Raw genomic sequence first — 16,120 nt, forward strand, 5'->3', positions numbered from 1 at the left:
ATTAGATCAGCCCACGCTGAACGAGCACCTGGTGCGCTACAAGCGCGTCTTCAGCCAGGAACACATCAGCCATCTCTGAGGTTTTTACGGACAACTCGGCGTGGTGGATGCATACCGTTGGTCCGACCAGCATCTTGGTACAACCGACTCCGTTCAGTAGTTTGGGCAACTGCGCAAGGTTCATGGCTTTGCTGGAATACAGCAGTACGCCACGGGCTTGCAGATGTTCGACCGCCAGCGCCAGTTCGGCGGCAGGCAGCGGCCAGTCAAACACTTGCACCGGACAATCAGCGCTACTGATCAGCCACGCGCACAGCCACAGATGAGGTTCCAGTGGCAGGTCGGAATGATTGATCAATAGCAGCGGGGCGCCATGCAACTGACGATTGTTATGGTAGATGCGTGTGCCGAATTTGCTGCGTAACCACGAATAAAAGAACACCCGCTCCATCTGTGCGCCGAACTGGCCTTGCCAGCGCTGCTCCAGTTCCGCCAACAGCGGCATCAGCAATTGCTCGCACAATGTGCGTGGCGGGTAGAGCGCCATGGCCTGATTGACACTGTCGTCGAGGCTGCGTTCATTGAGTTGCGTGACGGCCGTCAGCAGTGTCTGGCGCAACCGCTGCCAGTCGTTTTCCACGGTTTCGCTGAACGCCTGTGGTGTGTCGAGCAGAGGTTTGACCTGGCTGACCGCGACGCCACGGTTGAGCCAGGTAAGGATGGTCAGAATCCGCTGCACATGTTCGGCCGAATACAGCCGGTGGCCCTTGGGCGTGCGTTGCGGCACGACCAGCCCGTAGCGGCGTTCCCACGCACGCAGGGTAATCGCGTTGACGCCGGTCTGCCGGGCGACTTCGCGGATCGGCAGCCAGCCCTCGTCGAGGGCTTTTTTAAAATCAGCGCCAAGGTCTTCCTGGGCGCTGGTATCCATTTTGTCGTTCATTAGATTGCGTTTCGCAGGCTGAGGTTTTCCGGGTGCGGTTGCAGGTAAACCTGTTGCGCGATGTACGAATCCGGATGGAGGCGAAAGTGGTGCTTGAGCAGCGTCAACGGCACCACCAGCGGCACGATGCCTTGGCGGTACTGGCCGATGACGTGTTGCATTTCCTGTTTGTCTTCGGCGCTGATTGCCTGTTTCAGATAACCGCTGATGTGCAGCAAAACGTTGCAGTGCGTGCCACGGGTGGCGCATTTCTTCAATGCCGCCATCAGTTCGCTGAAATAGCGCGGGCCGAGTTCGGCGGGATCGGTGTCGGCCATGTTGCCGAGCATTTTGCCCAGCGCTTTGTATTGCGGCGGATTGTGCGCCATCAACAAATATTTATAGCGCGAATGGAATTCGGTGAGGGCGCGACGACTCAGGCCACCGGCAAGGACGTGTTGCCATTCGCTGTAGGCGAACACGCGGGTGATGAAGTTCTCGCGCAGCACCGGATCGTTGAGTCGCCCGGCTTCTTCCACCGGCAAATCCGGATGGCGCGCGCAGAACGCCTGGGCGTAAATACCGCGCCCACCGCCGTTAATCGGGGCGCCGTTGGTGTGGTAGACCTTGACCCGTTCGAGGCCGCAGGACGGCGATTGCTGCATGAAGATGTAGCCGCAGATGTCATCAAGCTCGGCGGCCATTTTCGTGCCGTACTCGGCCAATGGCTGGGTGACGTTGATCGCCGGGTTGACCGTGCCGACCGCTTGCGGATGCTCGGCCTCGCCAACGAGGCGGATCGGTTCGCGCGGGATGCCCAGGCCGATGGCGACTTCAGGGCATACCGGGACAAAATCGAAATGCTCGGTGAGGGTGCGGCTGCACAGTCGCGATTCCTTGTGCCCACCGTTGAAGCGCACCTCGGCACCCAGCAGGCAGGCGCTGATGGCGATTTTTGGCTTGGCTACGCAAGTATCTGACATGGGCACCTCGAATCTATACCTGTACAGAGGTAGATCTCTGTACAACTTTCGTCAGCATAGATTCATGGGTGTACAAGTCAAATTATTTGTACAACTTTCTGTAGGAGCAGCTGCCGAAGGCTGCGATCTTTTGATGTTGTGGTTGTAAAGCAAAATCAAAAGATCGCAGCCTTCGGCAGCTCCTACATGAGCCAACCGATTTTCCAGTGAGTGCTGTTTTGTAGCGCTTGCCAATCGAGTCGTTCGGCACGCTTGGTCAACACCGCCTGCAATTCGACTTCCAGCACCGTACCTTCCTCATCTCGGAACAGTTCGGTCACCAGAAAATGTTTTTCACGATTCAGCGGTTGAGCTGCTGTCCATTTCGACAGCAGCAATTTTTGCGGATTGATGCGGTTCATTGCAGGTGTTCGTGCAAGCGTCGTGCAGCTTCCTGGCCACTGAGCCAAGCGCCTTCGACGCGCCCGGACAGGCACCAGTCGCCGCAAGCGTAGAGGCCCAGATCGGCATCGGCCAGCGTGCCCCATTCGTGGCCCGTCGCGGGTCGCGCATAGAGCCAGCGGTGGGCGAGGCTGAAGGTCGGCGCAGGCATGGCGCTGTGCAGCAATTCGGCAAAGGCACCGTGCAGTTGCTCGATCACCGCTTCCTTGGACAAGTCGATGTGTTGCCGGCTCCACGCGCTGGTGGCATGCAGCACCCACGTGTCGAGGGTGTTGTCGCGCCCCGGTTTACTGCGGTTTCGCGCCAACCAGTCGAGCGGGCTGTCCTGCACAAAACAACCTTCGATCGGCGTATCCAGTGGTGTTTCGAAAGCGAGGGCGACGGCCCAGGTCGGGTCCATTTTCACCCCGGCGGCGGCCCCGGCAAGTTTCGGTGCGGCGGCCAGCAGGGCAGTCGCTTGCGGTGCTGGCGTGGCGATCACGACATGACTGAACGGCCCGTGCGTGAAACCTTCGGCGTCCTGCAAGTGCCAATGTTCTTCACCGCGATAGACCTCGGTAATCCGGCAGGCAAAGTGCACTTCCAGACCGTCAAGCAAGCCACGAGTAATGGCGCTCATGCGCGGCGCACCGACCCATCGGGTCTGCTCGTCCGGCGACAGGTTCAGTTGCCCGCCCTGATAGGTGTAGAGCTGTGGCGTCCACTCGGCGACCCAACCCTGGCTTTGCCAACGCTGCACTTCGGTGACGAAGCGGCGGTCGCGGGCAGTGAAATATTGCGCGCCCATGTCCAGCGAGCCAGCGTCACTGCGCTTGCTCGACATACGCCCGCCGCTGCCGCGACTTTTGTCGAATAATTGAACGGTGTGCCCGCTCTCTGTCAGAGCCTGGGCGGCGGAGAGCCCGGCGATGCCGGTGCCGATGATTGCGATAGGTACAGTCATAGGGGCCTCGTTTACCTTTCTGTACAGACTACGCCGTGGATGAAACCTGTACAATTTTGTTTTTTGGTATAACTTCTAGCGTTCTCGTTCTGACAGCTTGGCCTATGGTTAAACAATAGAGCCTGCCCGATAGAAAAGATCCCTGCTTATAAAAATAGACTAGTGATCCGGGTTAAACGCCACGCGAGGAAGATGTCATGCACATATTGCTGACCGGCGGTACTGGTTTGATTGGACGTGCGCTCTGCCGACACTGGTTGGGGCAGGGCCATCGCTTGACGGTGTGGAGCCGCAAGCCGGAGAAAGTCGCGAAAATCTGTGGTGCGCAGGTACGTGGTATTGCGCGCCTGGAAGACCTCGGCGAAGAGTCGGTCGACGCGATCATCAATCTGGCCGGTGCGCCGATTGCCGATCGGCCGTGGACCCATCGACGCAAAGCGTTGCTGTGGAGCAGCCGCATCACCCTGACCGAAACCCTGTTGGCCTGGCTGGAAACGCGATCACAAAAACCGGCGTTGCTGATCTCCGGGTCGGCGATCGGCTGGTACGGCGACGGCGGTGAGCGCGAACTGACGGAAGATTCGCCGCCGGTGATCGATGATTTCGCCAGCCAGTTGTGCATCGCCTGGGAAGAAACCGCGCAACGTGCCGAAGCGCAGGGAATCCGCGTGGTGCTGGTGCGAACGGGTCTGGTGCTGTCGGCCGAGGGCGGCTTTTTGTCGCGCTTGCTGTTGCCCTTCAAGCTCGGGCTGGGTGGGCCTTTGGGCAATGGTCGGCAGTGGATGCCGTGGATTCATATCAACGATCAAATCGCCCTGATTGATTTTCTTCTGCATCGTGATCAGGCCAGTGGTCCTTATAATGCGTGCGCGCCGCAACCTGTGCGCAATCGCGAATTTGCCAAGACGCTGGGCAGCGTTCTGCACCGCCCGGCGTTCATGCCGATGCCGACGCTGGCACTGAAAGTCGGCCTCGGCGAAATGTCTTTGTTGTTGCTCGGCGGCCAGAAGGCCCTGCCGGCACGCTTGCTGGAAGCGGGTTTCACTTTCCAGTTCACGGATTTACGCGCGGCCCTGGACGATCTCTCCAGCCGCCTCTGAAATAGGACGTTGCATGACCGATCACGCTTTGCTTCTGGTCAACCTGGGTTCCCCGGCCTCAACCTCAGTGGCCGATGTACGCAGCTACCTCAACCAATTCCTGATGGACCCGTACGTGATCGACCTGCCGTGGCCGGTGCGGCGTTTGCTGGTGTCGCTGATCCTGGTCAAGCGCCCGGAACAATCGGCCCACGCTTACGCCTCGATCTGGTGGGAGGAGGGCTCACCGCTGGTGGTGCTCAGCCGTCGTCTGCAACAGCAGATGACCGCACAGTGGAATCACGGCCCGGTGGAACTGGCGATGCGTTACGGCGAGCCGTCGATTGAAACCTGTTTGCTCAAGCTGGTGGCGGCGGGGCACAAGCGCATCACGCTGGCGCCGCTGTATCCGCAGTTCGCTGACAGCACTACGACCACGGTGATCGAAGAAGCCAAACGGGTGATTCGCCAGAAGAAGCTCGACGTGCAATTGTCGGTGCTGCAGCCGTTCTACGATCAGCCGGAATACCTCGATGCGCTGGTTGAAAGCGCCCGGCCACATTTGCAGCAGGATTACGATCACTTGCTGCTGAGCTTCCACGGTCTGCCTGAGCGGCACCTGACCAAACTCGATCCGACCGGCAATCATTGTTTCAAGAATGACGACTGCTGCAAGAACGCTTCGCCTGCGGTATTGGCGACCTGTTATCGCGCGCAATGCCTGCGGACCGCGGCGTTGTTTGCTGCGCGCATGGGCCTGCCGGATGGCAAATGGTCGGTGTCGTTTCAGTCGCGTCTGGGTCGGGCCAAGTGGATCGAGCCGTACACCGAAGCGCGGCTGGATGAACTGGCGAAAAGCGGCGTGAAGAAAATACTGGTGATGTGCCCGGCGTTTGTCGCCGATTGCATCGAGACGCTGGAAGAGATTGGTGATCGAGGCAAGGAACAGTTCCGCGAAGCGGGGGGCGAAGAGTTGGTGCTGGTGCCGTGCCTGAATGATGACACGCATTGGGCGAAAGCCTTGGCGACTCTCTGCGAGCGAGCGCCGCTGGCGCTCTGAAAGCGAATCGCGAGCAGGCTCACTCCCACATGATCGTTCCCACGCAGAGCGTGGGAACGATCAGATCTAAGGGGTTAGATCAGCGGCTCATCCGCCTTCTTGTTCTTCCAGCCATCATTGCCCGGCAGAATCAGGTTCAGCGCAATCGCCACCACCGCGCACAGCGCGATGCCTTTGAGGCCGAAATCATCCGGGCCAGTGCCGGTGCCGACCAGCACACCGCCAATGCCGAACACCAGCGTCACCGACACAATGACCAGATTGCGCGCTTCGCCCAGATCGATCTTGTGACGGATCAGGGTGTTCATCCCCACGGCCGCAATCGAACCGAACAACAGGCACAGAATCCCGCCCATCACCGGCACCGGAATGCTTTGCAGCAGCGCGCCGAACTTGCCGATGAACGCCAGGCTGATGGCGAAGATCGCCGCCCAGGTCATGATTTTCGGGTTGTAGTTCTTGGTCAGCATCACCGCGCCCGTTACTTCGGCGTAGGTGGTGTTTGGTGGGCCGCCGAACAGGCCGGCTGCGGTGGTGGCAATGCCGTCACCGAGCAGGGTGCGATGCAGGCCCGGCTTCTTCAGATAGTCGCGACCGGTCACGCTGCCGACGGCAATCACGCCACCGATGTGCTCAATGGCCGGGGCCAATGCCACCGGAACAATGAACAGAATCGCCTGCCAGTTAAACTCCGGCGCGGTGAAATGCGGAATCGCAAACCAGGGCGCTGCGGCAATCTTCGCGGTATCAACGACACCGAAGTAGAACGCCATGGCAAAACCGACCAGCACGCCGGAAATAATCGGCACCAGACGGAAGATGCCTTTACCGAACACCGCCACGATCAACGTGGTCAGCAATGCCGGCATCGAGATCATCATCGCGGTCTGGTAGTGGATCAGTTCGGAACCGTCGCCAGCCTTGCCCATTGCCATGTTTGCGGCAATCGGTGCCATGGCCAGGCCGATGGAAATGATCACCGGACCAATCACCACCGGTGGCAGCAGACGGTCGATAAAGCCCGTGCCTTTGATCTTCACGGCAAGGCCGAGGAAGGTGTAGACGAAACCGGCTGCCATCACTCCGCCCATGGTCGCGGCGAGGCCGAACTGGCCCTTGGCGAGAATGATCGGGGTGATGAAAGCGAAGCTCGACGCCAGAAACACCGGCACCTGACGCCCGGTGACGATCTGGAACAGGATCGTCCCAAGACCTGCGGTAAACAGTGCCACGTTCGGGTCCAGGCCCGTGATCAGCGGCATCAGCACCAAAGCGCCGAAAGCCACGAACAGCATCTGGGCGCCGGACAGCACCGTGCGCCAGAGCGGATCGTTGAACTCTTGCTGCATGGTCACGCGTCCTTCTGCTTGGTGCCGAAGATCTTGTCACCGGCGTCGCCAAGTCCAGGAATGATGTAACCGTGCTCGTTCAAGCGCTCATCAATGGACGCGGTGTAGATGGTCACGTCCGGGTGAGCTTTTTCGACTGCTGCGATACCTTCCGGCGCGGCAACCAGCACCATCGCGCGGATGTCTTTGCAACCAGCCTTTTTCAACAGGTCGATGGTCGCAACCATCGAGCTGCCAGTGGCGAGCATCGGGTCGATGATCATCGCCAACCGTTCGTCGATTTCCGGAACCAGTTTTTCCAGATAGGTGTGCGCTTGCAGGGTTTCTTCGTTGCGGGCGACACCCACAGCGGAAACCTTGGCACCCGGGATCAGGCTCAGCACGCCTTCGAGCATGCCGATGCCGGCGCGCAGGATCGGCACGACAGTGATCTTCTTGCCGGCGATTTTCTCGACCGACACGGTGCCGCACCAGCCTGCAATATCGTAGGACTCCAGCGGCAAATCTTTTGTAGCTTCATAGGTCAACAGGGCGCCGACTTCCTGAGCGAGCTCACGGAAGTTCTTGGTGCTGATATCGGCGCGGCGCATCAGGCCGAGTTTATGACGGATCAGCGGATGGCGGATCTCGAGGATGGGCATGGAAAAACTCCGGCGGCGGGCAAAAAAACCGGCCTAGATTAATCTATCCGAGGGTGATGTCCTATAGGACATTCTGTACGTTAGTCCATAAAGGCTTGATTCGGCCTCGCGAGATGCGTACCTTTGCCCGCTTTTCGCAGCCATACCCCCCCACATTCCCCCCCCTGGAGAGCGCCATGTCCGCTGATCTCGAGCATATCCGTCAAATCATGCGAGAGGCTGACTGCCTGTACACCGAGTCTGAAGTCGAGGCGGCCATCGCCCGTGTCGGTGCACAAATCAACGAACAACTGGCTGACAGCAACCCGGTGGTGTTCTGCGTGATGAACGGCGGCCTGATCTTCTCCGGCAAACTGCTGACGCATCTGCACTTCCCGCTGGAAGCCTCCTACCTGCACGCGACCCGTTATCGCAACGAAACCAGCGGCGGCGACCTGTTCTGGAAAGCCAAGCCGGAAGTCTCGTTCATCGACCGCGACGTACTGATCATCGACGACATCCTCGACGAAGGTCACACCCTCGGTGCGATCATCGACTTCTGCAAACACGCCGGCGCGCGCAAAGTGCACACCGCCGTACTGATCGACAAGGACCACGACCGCAAAGCGCGTCCTGACCTGAAAGCCGATTTCGTTGGCCTGCCGTGCATTGACCGCTACATCTTCGGTTACGGCATGGACTACAAAGGCTACTGGCGCAACGCCAACGGGATTTTTGCCGTTAAAGGCATGTAAGACCCTGCACCATCCCCTGTAGGAGTGAGCCTGCTCGCGATAGCGTCGTATCAGCCAACATCAACGTTGCTGACAGACCGCAATCGCGAGCAGGCTCACTCCTACATTTGTTTGCGTGATACCCATGCTAGAGTGCTCGGCCCCGCCCTCCGGAGCCTGTCATGCGCCTCTTGATCCGCAGCCTCGCCGCGCTTTTACTGATCCTCAGCCTGCCGCTGTCCGCCGCGCCGATGCACAGCCAATTCCTGCCGCCGGACGATCTGACCGTGCGCGATGCCGAGCCCGAGCAGCAGCAACTTCTGCAGGTCACCGATTACTCGGTGGTCGTCGGCGCGCAACGTCAGTCCAATCAGCAGCCGATTCCGGTTACCTCGCCGTTGATGATCCGCCTCAAGGGCAAGTCCTTGAACAAGGGAGCGACCATCACCCAAGTGCTGGTCAATTTCGACGGCGAAAGTAAAAGCCTGAAAAAACCGGTCTACGACGACAAGAGCAAAACCCTGACGTTGTTTTATCCACAGGCCCAATACCGCGTGATCGTCGATCTGCTGCGCAATGACACCGTGTATGTGCAGTTCCTCAGTTACGCCAACGGCCATATCTGGGCCGATTTGCACACCGGGGCGGTGCGATCGCGTTGAGCCCGGCGGCCGGGCAGGGGTAAACTGCCCGCCCCGTGTAATGTCTGCGAGCTGGAGTCGGCAATGCGTAAAGATAAGAAACAAGTGATTGGTGACGAGATCGGCGATGAGCAGATCAAGCTGTTCCTCGATTTTGAACCGGTCGACGCCACTTCGCCGTCGCTGCACAAACTGATCAAGGCCTACCGTGGCCTGCGTATCGATGACTTCGAACGCTTCCTCGGCTTCTTCGTCGAGGCCGGTTACGACGTCGATGGCAAGGACGAGCAGGGCAAGACCTTTGTTGACCTGATCGCCGATCAGCGCAACGCCCCGGACTACATCGAGCTGATCGATAAAGCTCGCGCTTAAGATCAAAAGATCGCAGCCTTCGGCAGCTCCTACAGGATAAATACACATCCCATGTAGGAGCTGCCGCAGGCTGCGATCTTTTGCTTCTGACAGACATAAAAAAACGCCCCGATTGGGGCGTTTTTTATGCGGCTTGATCAAGCGTAGCTTGGGGTCTCGCTGCTTTCTTCAACCAGCTCCAGCGCGATGTTGTTCTGCGTATTGATCTTGCGATACAGCGCAGCATCGGTTTCCAGAACCTTTTCACGGGCCGGGAAGATCTCGGCCAGTTTGCCAGCCCACTCACCCTTGGCCTTGGCCGGGAAGCACTTCTCGATCAGTTCCAGCATGATCGAAACGGTCACCGACGCACCTGGCGAAGCACCGAGCAGGGCGGCGAGGGAACCGTCCTTGGCCGCAACCAGTTCGGTACCGAACTGCAGGATGCCGCCTTTTTTCGGGTCTTTCTTGATGATCTGCACCCGTTGGCCGGCCACTTCCAGGCGCCAGTCTTCGGCTTTCGCCTCAGGGTAGAAACGGCGCAGGGAATCCAGACGCTGTTCCATCGACTGCATCACTTCGCTGACCAGGTATTTGGTCAGGTCCATGTTGTTTTTCGCCACGGCCAGCATCGGCCCGATGTTGCCGGCGCGCACCGACAGCGGCAGGTCCATGAAGGAACCGTGCTTGAGGAACTTGGTGGTGAAACCGGCGTATGGCCCGAACAGCAGGGATTTCTTGCCGTCGACCACGCGGGTGTCCAGGTGCGGCACCGACATCGGTGGCGAACCCACGGCGGCCTGGCTGTAAACCTTGGCCTGGTGCTGTTTGACCACTTCCGGATTGTCGCAGCGCAGCCATTGGCCACTGATCGGGAAGCCGCCGAAGCCTTTGCTTTCTTCGATGCCCGAAGCCTGCAGCAATGGCAGGGCGGCACCGCCGGCGCCGAGGAAGACGAACTTGGCGTCGACTTCACGGGTGTTGCCGTTGTTGACGTCCTTGATGCTCACGGTCCAGCCAGCGCCGTTACGCTTGAGGCCGGTGACGCGCTTGCAGTATTTGACTTGGGTGTCGGGTGCGCTGGTCAGGTGCTTGAGCAACTGATTGGTCAGGGCGCCAAAGTTGACGTCGGTGCCGTTCATCACGCGAGTGGCGGCGAGGACTTCGTCCGGCGAGCGGCCCGGCATCATCAACGGCATCCATTCGGCCATTTTGGCCTTGTCTTCGGTGTATTCCATGTCGGCGAAGGCGTGGTGCTTGTGCAGCACGTCAAAGCGTTCTTTCAGGAACGACACGCCGGAGTCGCCCTGGACGAAACTCAGGTGCGGTACCGGGCTGATGAAGGATTTGCACGAGCCGAAGGTGCCTTTCTTGGTCAGGTACGACCAGAACTGCTTCGACACCTCGAACTGGGTGTTGATGTGCACGGCTTTCTTGATGTCGACGGTGCCATCGGCGGCCTGCGGCGTGTAGTTCAGCTCGCACAGACCGGCGTGGCCGGTACCGGCGTTGTTCCAAGGGTTGGAACTCTCTGCGGCACCGGAATCCATCAGCTCGACGACTTCCAGCTTGATCGCGGGGTCGAGCTCTTTGAGCAGCACGGCAAGGGTGGCACTCATGATGCCCGCCCCAACCAGAACTACGTCGACTGCTTCGTTATGCGCCATTTAACGCGTCTCCAAAATCTGCAGCACCAAATTGTCGGCATGGCTGCCAGGCGTTCCGGGACAGGTCAGTTGTGCCCCAGCTATCCGTGGTCAGGTTCGCCATGTCCGAATCTTCGCAATTTTTCGCAACTTCGACGGATGTATGCGGCTTGGCTTCAAGAGCTCCATGAACTCATTTCAGCACGCAGCTGGCAATTCGACTTATGGTCGAGACATCCGTTTTTGTGCAACCAAATCCGTAGCGGACAGGCTTCAGGCTCCGATATTCGAGGTATACCCGGTCCTGTGTCGTTGGGCTGTTTCAGACGCTAATGGTGCATGTTCAGACGCAAAACTTTTCATTTGCTCGCCACACTCTTGTGAAGTTGTGAAAACCCGTTTTTTTCACGCTCTTTTGAAGACGTGAACCTCAAAAAAGGGCTGTCCAGGCCTGGCACCTTGCCCGCAAAGGCAAAACAACGCGGTGGCCGAGCGTCATGACAGCTCTGCAGATTCGCGAAAAGCGGGGTTTTTGCCGGAAGAACAGGCAAGCGCGCCAACTTCACTCGATCTGTGTGGGCGGCTCTCTGTGGGCGATTTTGGGTGTCGATGCATGCGCATTGACGCTGTTGCGGGGCCCGATCAGGAGACGTCCTTATAATCGGGGGGAGATTGTATCGAAGAAATGCGGGCAGTTGCTCGTGTTTAATGACTTTTATTAGGCATCCGGTCAGATGCTCAACATCGCTTGCACCCGTGCGCGGGGCTGCGACGCTATGACGCGGGCGCTGGCGGGCAGTGGCTGGTGCAACCAGTTGAGGCGGATTTCTTCGATTTCCACCCAACCGTCACCCATCGGCTGCAGGCTGCACTGCTTGAATGCCTGGCAATGGCCGTTGCGGTCGAGCAGGGCGAAGCTGCGATGCAGCGGACGTGGGGCGAACAACGAGATCAGATAACGCATGATTGAGTACCTTGTGGGGGACTGATTGCAAGGTTGTCAAAGCGCCGTGACGTCAACGTGTATGGCGGGTGAATAATCTGTGACAGGAACCGCTTTCCCAAGGCTTTGTCAGACATTTCAGTATTCGCTGCCGGGCGCTGGTTACCCGCAGTGGCCCACCGCTATACTGCCGGCCTGTTTGTGCCTGATTCTGGAGAGAAGAGCATGTTGCAACGCCTGTTGTTCGGTTTGATCACTGTGGCCGGTTTGACCCTGGCCGGCTGCGCCCACAGCCCGCAACAACTGAGCCCGGAGCCAAAGCTGACCACTCAGCTGCCAGCGGTCGGCCGTGGCCAGCCAGTTGTCGTGCGTGTGGTCGACGGTCGCCCGTCGCCAACGTTGGGCACCCGTGGCGGCCTGTACCCGGAAACCAGCGCCATCACCGTGCAGCGCGAGCAGATCCTGCCGAAGTTGCAGGCTCAGGCTGAAGCCGCCGTGCGTCTGCTCGGCTTCACCCCGACCAACAACGCGCCAAACGCGCCGCAGTTGACCGTGACGTTGGCCGAACTGAAGTATCAGTCGCCTAAAGAAGGCATGTACGTGACCGAAGCGACCATCGGCGCGACCTTCCGCTCCGACGTGCAGAACGCCAACCGTCGCTACAGCGGCCGTTACGGTGCGTCGCTGGACCAGCGTTTCGGCATGGCGCCGAACCAGGAAACCAACACCAAACTGGTCAGCGATGTGTTGAGCGATGCGCTGACGCGTCTGTTCAAGGATCCGACTGTGGGTCAGGTGCTGGCTGAGTAAGTTTTCGGCGGATGTGAAAAAGCCCGGGGCCAGTGATGGTTCCGGGCTTTTTTGTGGGGCCTGAAATCCTACCCCCTCACCCCAGCCCTCTCCCCCAGGGGGGCGAGGGGGAAAGGGAGCCGATCGGGGGCTTTTCAGAACCGGAGTTCAACTCGAGTTTTTCAGGTCGATGTATCTCGAATAAACACCTCGGTCAGTCCCCTCTCCTTCTGGGAGAGGGCTAGGGTGAGGGTGCTTTTGCTATTTTCAGGCCGCCTGAGAATAGAAGTCGAGCACGCTGACGCCCGTCAGCAAATCCGTCTCGGGCAAATCTGCATGCTGATGCCCGCCCAGCGCGCAATACACCAGCCAATGGCGATCCTGAACGTTAAAAGCGAGACTGCCGACGAGGCTTTGTTGTTCGTCGTAAGGCGTGATGAGGTACAGACGATCCTGGTTTTCAGCGTGAAGCATGTCGCGTTCCATGTGTGTTTCGAGGCGCGCAGGGTGGCCTATCCACATGACGATGCCGTGACACAGGACAGCCATCGGTCGATTGTCAGGTAATTTGTCGCAAAGCCTGGGGCAGGGCGTTCGGGTTTCGGTAGAATCCGCGCCGCAGTCGTCGATCGGGCGTCTGCCATACCGGTTCAGATAGAGGTCTGTGATGTCGCTGCACTTGATGACACTGTTTACCGCCCATCCCGCCAAATTGATCAACCTGCTGGCGCTGCTCTTGGCGTTTCCAGGCAGTTGGCTGCTGCATGCGACCCGCCGCCGTGAACAGCGCGCGATGGCCAGCATTGCCGCCCAGCGTCAGGCACAGCCGAATGCCGAGCCGATCCTGGACTGGGCGACCTTGCGCATGAACCGGTTTTTCTATCGCTTCGGTTTTGCTTGCCTCGCTCTGGCCCTGATCGTCTCCTGGATCAGCACACGCTTCTAAAAGCAAAAGATCGCAGCCTGCGGCAGCTCCTACACGAATCCCCTGTAGGAGCTGCCGCAGGCTGCGATCTTTTGATCTTGCCGTTGTTTTACAGCGGCAACCCAGCCTTGACCCGGTATTGATTACGCACCGGCGTCGCATATTGCAGGACCAGATACGGACGATGCTCCTCAGGGCAAGCGTCCAGCCGGCTCTGCCACTCTTCCTGCGCCTTGGCCAGCTCATCCGCCGGGAAAACCTCGGCAGCCTTCGGCACATTCAACTGCGGATCGGCATCGGCCCACTGCGCATACGCCAGGTAATGCACCGGGAATAACCGGTAGCCGCCGAGAATCTGCTTGTCCATCTCGACCGCCAATTGCTTGGTGTCTTCGAACAGCTCGGTGATTGGCGCAGCAAAGTTCACGTGCACCCGGCCCTTGTAGCCGGTGATGCCCTTGGCGATGCTTACGTCATCCTCGCCCGGCGCTTTCGCGTAGGTGCCGGTGGTGGCGCGGATGAACAGCTCGCGGGCCTTGGCCTGGTCGCACGGGTCGTATTCGTAGCTGATCGACACCGGGGTGACGTTCAGCGAGCGAATGACTTCGCCGAACGGCTCGTCCTTGCGGCTCATGTGGAACATCTTGAGGATCGCCGACTCGGTGCGATCGTCGCCGTCCTTCGCCCGACCTTCGGCCTGAGCGATCCAGATCGACGCGCAATCGTTGCGGATCGAGTGGTTGATGTACGCCGACAACAGTTGATACGCAGCCATTTTCTCGCGACGGCCGGTGATCGAACGGTGAACGATGAAGCTCTTGTTCAAGCGCATCAGGTCGCTGACAAACGGCTTCTGCAGCAGATTGTCGCCGATCGCGATGCGCGGGGTCGGCAGGCCTGCGTGGTACACGGCATAGTTGACGAAGGCCGGGTCCATCACGATGTCGCGGTGGTTGGCGATGAACAGATAGGCGCTGCCGGACTTGAATTGCTCGACACCGGTGTAGGTCACGCCGTCGGTGGCGCGCTCGATGGTGTGGTCGACGTAGGACTCGACCTTGTCCTGCAACGTCGCCACCGAGGTCACGTCGGCGAACTCACGACGCAGCCGATGGGCTATAAGTGGTTTGAGCATCCAGCCGAAGGCACCGGCAAAACGCGGGAAGCGGAAGTGGGTGAGGATATCTAGAAACGCCTTGTCGCCGAGCAGTCTTGCCAGTACCACAGGTACTTCGCTGTCGTCGTAAGGTCGGATGGCATCGAATTCGCCCATCATGCTCTCTTGTTGGAAACGGCTAGGGTAAGTAAAGGTTTTGATCGAAAACCCGCGGGGCACGGTCTGAAAAAGTAGCCAGACAAAAATAGCCCTGCAAATAGACCGGCGATTATACGCACAAGTCACTTGGGAGACCGCGATGCTGGAACCTGCTGAATACGAATGTCCTTATTGTGGGGAAACGGTCGAAACGTCAGTGGACCTGTCCGGTGGCGATCAGACCTATATCGAAGATTGTCAGGTGTGTTGCCGGCCAATCACGTTTGTATTGCAGGTACACGAAGAGGACTGGTTTCTGGAAGTCTTCAGCGAAAACGAGTGAGGCGCGCCCATGCAGCGAATCTACGAGCCGGAAAACCTGATGGAAGGTGAAATGCTCAAGGGCATGCTCGCCAGCGAAGGCATCGAGGCGCACTTGATTGGCCGCGATTTGCTCGGTGGCACCGGCGAGCTGCCGATCTTCGGTCTGTTGGGCTTGTCTGTGGATAACGATCAGGCCGAATACGCCCGTGAGTTGATCACCGCGTACAATGCCGCGCTGCCGCTGCCCGGCGATGAACCGGAGAGCTTCCCCGGGACGCTGGTCTGTTAGGCTGAGCTTCGTTTTACTTCAGAGTCGTGTTGCCCCATGTGTGGACGTTATGCCCTGTTTCGCTGGAACCGCGATTTCGCGGCCCTGCCAGGTTTTCCCGCCGATCAGCAGGCGCAGTGGAACATTTCCCCCAATGATTCGGTGTTGATGCTGCGTGCCGGTGAAGCCGGTCAGCGCACGTTGGCGCGCGCCCGTTGGGGGCTGACACCGCCGTGGCTGACCGATTTATCGAAGACGCCGGCGCATGCCCGCGCGGAAACCGTGGCTGAGCAACCGATGTTTCGTGAGGCGCTGCGTCAGCGTCGTTGCCTGCTGCCGGCGAATGGTTTTTACGAATGGCGCGGGACCCAGCGCAAGCGGCCTTACTGGCTGACGCCGGGGGAGGGCGCTTCGCTGTTTTTTGCGGCGATATGGGAGGCGTATCCGGTGCAGGAGCAGGTCTGGCTGAGCACGGCGGTGATTACTCAGCCGGCGTCGAGTCAGCGGCGGCCGTTGATTTTGGATGAGGCGGGGCAGGCGGCTTGGCTGGATCCGGAGACGCCGTTACATGTATTGCAGGGGTTGCTGGCCAGTGAACCGGCGGCGCTGCGTGAGCGGGTGTTGGCGAATCTGATTAATGATCCCAAGCTCAATGGGCCGGAGTGTCTGACTCCGGGTTAAAGCCTGAAGGTCAAAAGCCCCTCACCCTAGCCCTCTCCCTGTATGTACCGGAGACATGGTGGACAGGTGTTCGGAGACATGGTGGACACATTTTAATAGACACATTGCTCATCGCGAAGGAGATGGCCTGTGTCTTGGGAAGAGGTGTCCACCGTGCAGCTTCGTT

At 59.2% G+C, this 16,120-nt stretch carries 20 protein-coding genes; 10 read left to right on the forward strand and 10 right to left on the reverse strand.

Annotated features, from left to right (window positions below; all coding sequences use genetic code 11):
* Position 1: 1 nt before the first annotated feature.
* From CKW38_RS27605 to CKW38_RS27620, 4 genes are all read right to left on the reverse strand, one after another.
* Complete coding sequence (locus CKW38_RS27605; RefSeq protein ID WP_007912849.1) at positions 2-943, reverse strand: MerR family transcriptional regulator; 942 nt, start codon at positions 941-943, stop codon at positions 2-4.
* Positions 943-1,905: a DUF523 and DUF1722 domain-containing protein gene (locus CKW38_RS27610; RefSeq protein WP_095114383.1), complete on the reverse strand. Its 963-nt coding sequence runs from the start codon at positions 1,903-1,905 to the stop codon at positions 943-945. Before CKW38_RS27610 ends, CKW38_RS27605 begins: the two co-directional genes overlap by 1 nt.
* Positions 1,906-2,087: 182 nt before the next feature.
* The gene (locus CKW38_RS27615) at positions 2,088-2,306 is read right to left on the reverse strand and encodes a TIGR02450 family Trp-rich protein (RefSeq protein ID WP_095114384.1); all 219 of its coding nucleotides are present in this window, start codon (positions 2,304-2,306) and stop codon (positions 2,088-2,090) included.
* Entirely contained in the window at positions 2,303-3,289 is a 987-nt protein-coding gene (locus CKW38_RS27620; RefSeq protein WP_007912846.1) for an NAD(P)/FAD-dependent oxidoreductase, read from the reverse strand. The genes CKW38_RS27615 and CKW38_RS27620 overlap by 4 nt, the downstream gene beginning before the upstream one ends.
* A gap of 197 nt (positions 3,290-3,486) precedes the next feature.
* Between CKW38_RS27620 and CKW38_RS27625 the strand changes: the two genes are divergently transcribed.
* Positions 3,487-4,389: a TIGR01777 family oxidoreductase gene (locus tag CKW38_RS27625; RefSeq protein ID WP_007912845.1), complete on the forward strand. Its 903-nt coding sequence runs from the start codon at positions 3,487-3,489 to the stop codon at positions 4,387-4,389.
* Between the two features lie 13 nt (positions 4,390-4,402).
* Positions 4,403-5,428 carry a ferrochelatase gene (gene hemH, locus CKW38_RS27630; RefSeq protein ID WP_095114385.1) on the forward strand — a complete coding sequence of 342 codons (1,026 nt, stop codon included), beginning with the start codon at positions 4,403-4,405 and terminating at the stop codon, positions 5,426-5,428.
* A gap of 74 nt (positions 5,429-5,502) precedes the next feature.
* Here hemH and CKW38_RS27635 read toward each other — a convergent pair whose 3' ends face one another.
* On the reverse strand, positions 5,503-6,777 hold the full coding sequence (locus CKW38_RS27635) for a uracil-xanthine permease family protein (RefSeq protein ID WP_007912843.1): 1,275 nt from the start codon (positions 6,775-6,777) through the stop codon (positions 5,503-5,505).
* A 2-nt stretch (positions 6,778-6,779) separates the two neighbouring features.
* Complete coding sequence (gene upp, locus CKW38_RS27640; protein ID WP_007912842.1) at positions 6,780-7,418, reverse strand: uracil phosphoribosyltransferase; 639 nt, start codon at positions 7,416-7,418, stop codon at positions 6,780-6,782.
* 176 nt (positions 7,419-7,594) lie between these two features.
* Here upp and CKW38_RS27645 point away from each other — a divergent pair, with 176 nt between their 5' ends.
* From CKW38_RS27645 to CKW38_RS27655, 3 genes are all read left to right on the forward strand, one after another.
* On the forward strand, positions 7,595-8,152 hold the full coding sequence (locus CKW38_RS27645; RefSeq protein ID WP_007912840.1) for a hypoxanthine-guanine phosphoribosyltransferase: 558 nt from the start codon (positions 7,595-7,597) through the stop codon (positions 8,150-8,152).
* Between the two features lie 161 nt (positions 8,153-8,313).
* Entirely contained in the window at positions 8,314-8,793 is a 480-nt protein-coding gene (locus CKW38_RS27650) for a hypothetical protein (protein WP_095114386.1), read from the forward strand.
* Positions 8,794-8,856: 63 nt separating this feature from the next.
* Positions 8,857-9,144, forward strand: a complete 288-nt coding sequence (locus CKW38_RS27655; RefSeq protein ID WP_007912836.1) for a PA4642 family protein — start codon at positions 8,857-8,859, stop codon at positions 9,142-9,144.
* A 137-nt stretch (positions 9,145-9,281) separates the two neighbouring features.
* On the opposite strand, the gene mqo is transcribed toward CKW38_RS27655, so the two are convergent.
* Positions 9,282-10,790: a malate dehydrogenase (quinone) gene (gene mqo, locus CKW38_RS27660; protein ID WP_095114387.1), complete on the reverse strand. Its 1,509-nt coding sequence runs from the start codon at positions 10,788-10,790 to the stop codon at positions 9,282-9,284.
* Between the two features lie 709 nt (positions 10,791-11,499).
* A complete protein-coding gene (locus CKW38_RS27665) occupies positions 11,500-11,733 on the reverse strand; it encodes a hypothetical protein (protein ID WP_007912834.1) in 234 nt (77 codons plus the stop codon).
* A 204-nt stretch (positions 11,734-11,937) separates the two neighbouring features.
* Here CKW38_RS27665 and CKW38_RS27670 point away from each other — a divergent pair, with 204 nt between their 5' ends.
* Positions 11,938-12,522, forward strand: coding sequence for a YajG family lipoprotein (locus CKW38_RS27670; RefSeq protein ID WP_007912832.1), 585 nt, complete (start codon positions 11,938-11,940; stop codon positions 12,520-12,522).
* A 246-nt stretch (positions 12,523-12,768) separates the two neighbouring features.
* Here CKW38_RS27670 and CKW38_RS27675 read toward each other — a convergent pair whose 3' ends face one another.
* The gene (locus CKW38_RS27675) at positions 12,769-12,975 is read right to left on the reverse strand and encodes a hypothetical protein (protein ID WP_008083982.1); all 207 of its coding nucleotides are present in this window, start codon (positions 12,973-12,975) and stop codon (positions 12,769-12,771) included.
* Positions 12,976-13,168: 193 nt separating this feature from the next.
* Here CKW38_RS27675 and CKW38_RS27680 point away from each other — a divergent pair, with 193 nt between their 5' ends.
* Complete coding sequence (locus CKW38_RS27680; RefSeq protein WP_007912825.1) at positions 13,169-13,447, forward strand: hypothetical protein; 279 nt, start codon at positions 13,169-13,171, stop codon at positions 13,445-13,447.
* Positions 13,448-13,535: 88 nt separating this feature from the next.
* Here the strand turns inward: CKW38_RS27680 and CKW38_RS27685 are convergent, their stop codons facing one another.
* Positions 13,536-14,699: a 1-acyl-sn-glycerol-3-phosphate acyltransferase gene (locus CKW38_RS27685; RefSeq protein WP_007912824.1), complete on the reverse strand. Its 1,164-nt coding sequence runs from the start codon at positions 14,697-14,699 to the stop codon at positions 13,536-13,538.
* Between the two features lie 142 nt (positions 14,700-14,841).
* Between CKW38_RS27685 and CKW38_RS27690 the strand changes: the two genes are divergently transcribed.
* The 3 genes from CKW38_RS27690 to CKW38_RS27700 are packed head-to-tail and all read left to right on the forward strand — an operon-like array spanning position 14,842 to position 15,954.
* On the forward strand, positions 14,842-15,024 hold the full coding sequence (locus CKW38_RS27690; protein ID WP_007912820.1) for a CPXCG motif-containing cysteine-rich protein: 183 nt from the start codon (positions 14,842-14,844) through the stop codon (positions 15,022-15,024).
* Between the two features lie 9 nt (positions 15,025-15,033).
* Positions 15,034-15,294 (forward strand): putative signal transducing protein, encoded by a 261-nt coding sequence (locus CKW38_RS27695; protein ID WP_007912819.1) that lies wholly within the window; start codon positions 15,034-15,036, stop codon positions 15,292-15,294.
* Between the two features lie 36 nt (positions 15,295-15,330).
* A complete protein-coding gene (locus tag CKW38_RS27700) occupies positions 15,331-15,954 on the forward strand; it encodes an SOS response-associated peptidase (RefSeq protein WP_095114388.1) in 624 nt (207 codons plus the stop codon).
* Positions 15,955-16,120 lie beyond the last annotated feature (166 nt).

The organism is Pseudomonas sp. Irchel 3H7 (assembly GCF_900187605.1).
Lineage (GTDB): Bacteria > Pseudomonadota > Gammaproteobacteria > Pseudomonadales > Pseudomonadaceae > Aquipseudomonas.

Excerpts from the sequence above, each read along its gene's own strand:
- CKW38_RS27605 (WP_007912849.1), bottom strand. The coding sequence starts at position 943 with ATGAACGACAAAATGGATACCAGCGCCCAGGAAGACCTTGGCGCTGAT.
- CKW38_RS27610 (WP_095114383.1), bottom strand. The coding sequence starts at position 1,905 with ATGTCAGATACTTGCGTAGCCAAGCCAAAAATCGCCATCAGCGCCTGC.
- CKW38_RS27615 (WP_095114384.1), bottom strand. The coding sequence starts at position 2,306 with ATGAACCGCATCAATCCGCAAAAATTGCTGCTGTCGAAATGGACAGCA.
- CKW38_RS27620 (WP_007912846.1), bottom strand. The coding sequence starts at position 3,289 with ATGACTGTACCTATCGCAATCATCGGCACCGGCATCGCCGGGCTCTCC.
- CKW38_RS27625 (WP_007912845.1), top strand. The coding sequence starts at position 3,487 with ATGCACATATTGCTGACCGGCGGTACTGGTTTGATTGGACGTGCGCTC.
- hemH (WP_095114385.1), top strand. The coding sequence starts at position 4,403 with ATGACCGATCACGCTTTGCTTCTGGTCAACCTGGGTTCCCCGGCCTCA.
- CKW38_RS27635 (WP_007912843.1), bottom strand. The coding sequence starts at position 6,777 with ATGCAGCAAGAGTTCAACGATCCGCTCTGGCGCACGGTGCTGTCCGGC.
- upp (WP_007912842.1), bottom strand. The coding sequence starts at position 7,418 with ATGCCCATCCTCGAGATCCGCCATCCGCTGATCCGTCATAAACTCGGC.
- CKW38_RS27645 (WP_007912840.1), top strand. The coding sequence starts at position 7,595 with ATGTCCGCTGATCTCGAGCATATCCGTCAAATCATGCGAGAGGCTGAC.
- CKW38_RS27650 (WP_095114386.1), top strand. The coding sequence starts at position 8,314 with ATGCGCCTCTTGATCCGCAGCCTCGCCGCGCTTTTACTGATCCTCAGC.
- CKW38_RS27655 (WP_007912836.1), top strand. The coding sequence starts at position 8,857 with ATGCGTAAAGATAAGAAACAAGTGATTGGTGACGAGATCGGCGATGAG.
- mqo (WP_095114387.1), bottom strand. The coding sequence starts at position 10,790 with ATGGCGCATAACGAAGCAGTCGACGTAGTTCTGGTTGGGGCGGGCATC.
- CKW38_RS27665 (WP_007912834.1), bottom strand. The coding sequence starts at position 11,733 with ATGCGTTATCTGATCTCGTTGTTCGCCCCACGTCCGCTGCATCGCAGC.
- CKW38_RS27670 (WP_007912832.1), top strand. The coding sequence starts at position 11,938 with ATGTTGCAACGCCTGTTGTTCGGTTTGATCACTGTGGCCGGTTTGACC.
- CKW38_RS27675 (WP_008083982.1), bottom strand. The coding sequence starts at position 12,975 with ATGCTTCACGCTGAAAACCAGGATCGTCTGTACCTCATCACGCCTTAC.
- CKW38_RS27680 (WP_007912825.1), top strand. The coding sequence starts at position 13,169 with ATGTCGCTGCACTTGATGACACTGTTTACCGCCCATCCCGCCAAATTG.
- CKW38_RS27685 (WP_007912824.1), bottom strand. The coding sequence starts at position 14,699 with ATGGGCGAATTCGATGCCATCCGACCTTACGACGACAGCGAAGTACCT.
- CKW38_RS27690 (WP_007912820.1), top strand. The coding sequence starts at position 14,842 with ATGCTGGAACCTGCTGAATACGAATGTCCTTATTGTGGGGAAACGGTC.
- CKW38_RS27695 (WP_007912819.1), top strand. The coding sequence starts at position 15,034 with ATGCAGCGAATCTACGAGCCGGAAAACCTGATGGAAGGTGAAATGCTC.
- CKW38_RS27700 (WP_095114388.1), top strand. The coding sequence starts at position 15,331 with ATGTGTGGACGTTATGCCCTGTTTCGCTGGAACCGCGATTTCGCGGCC.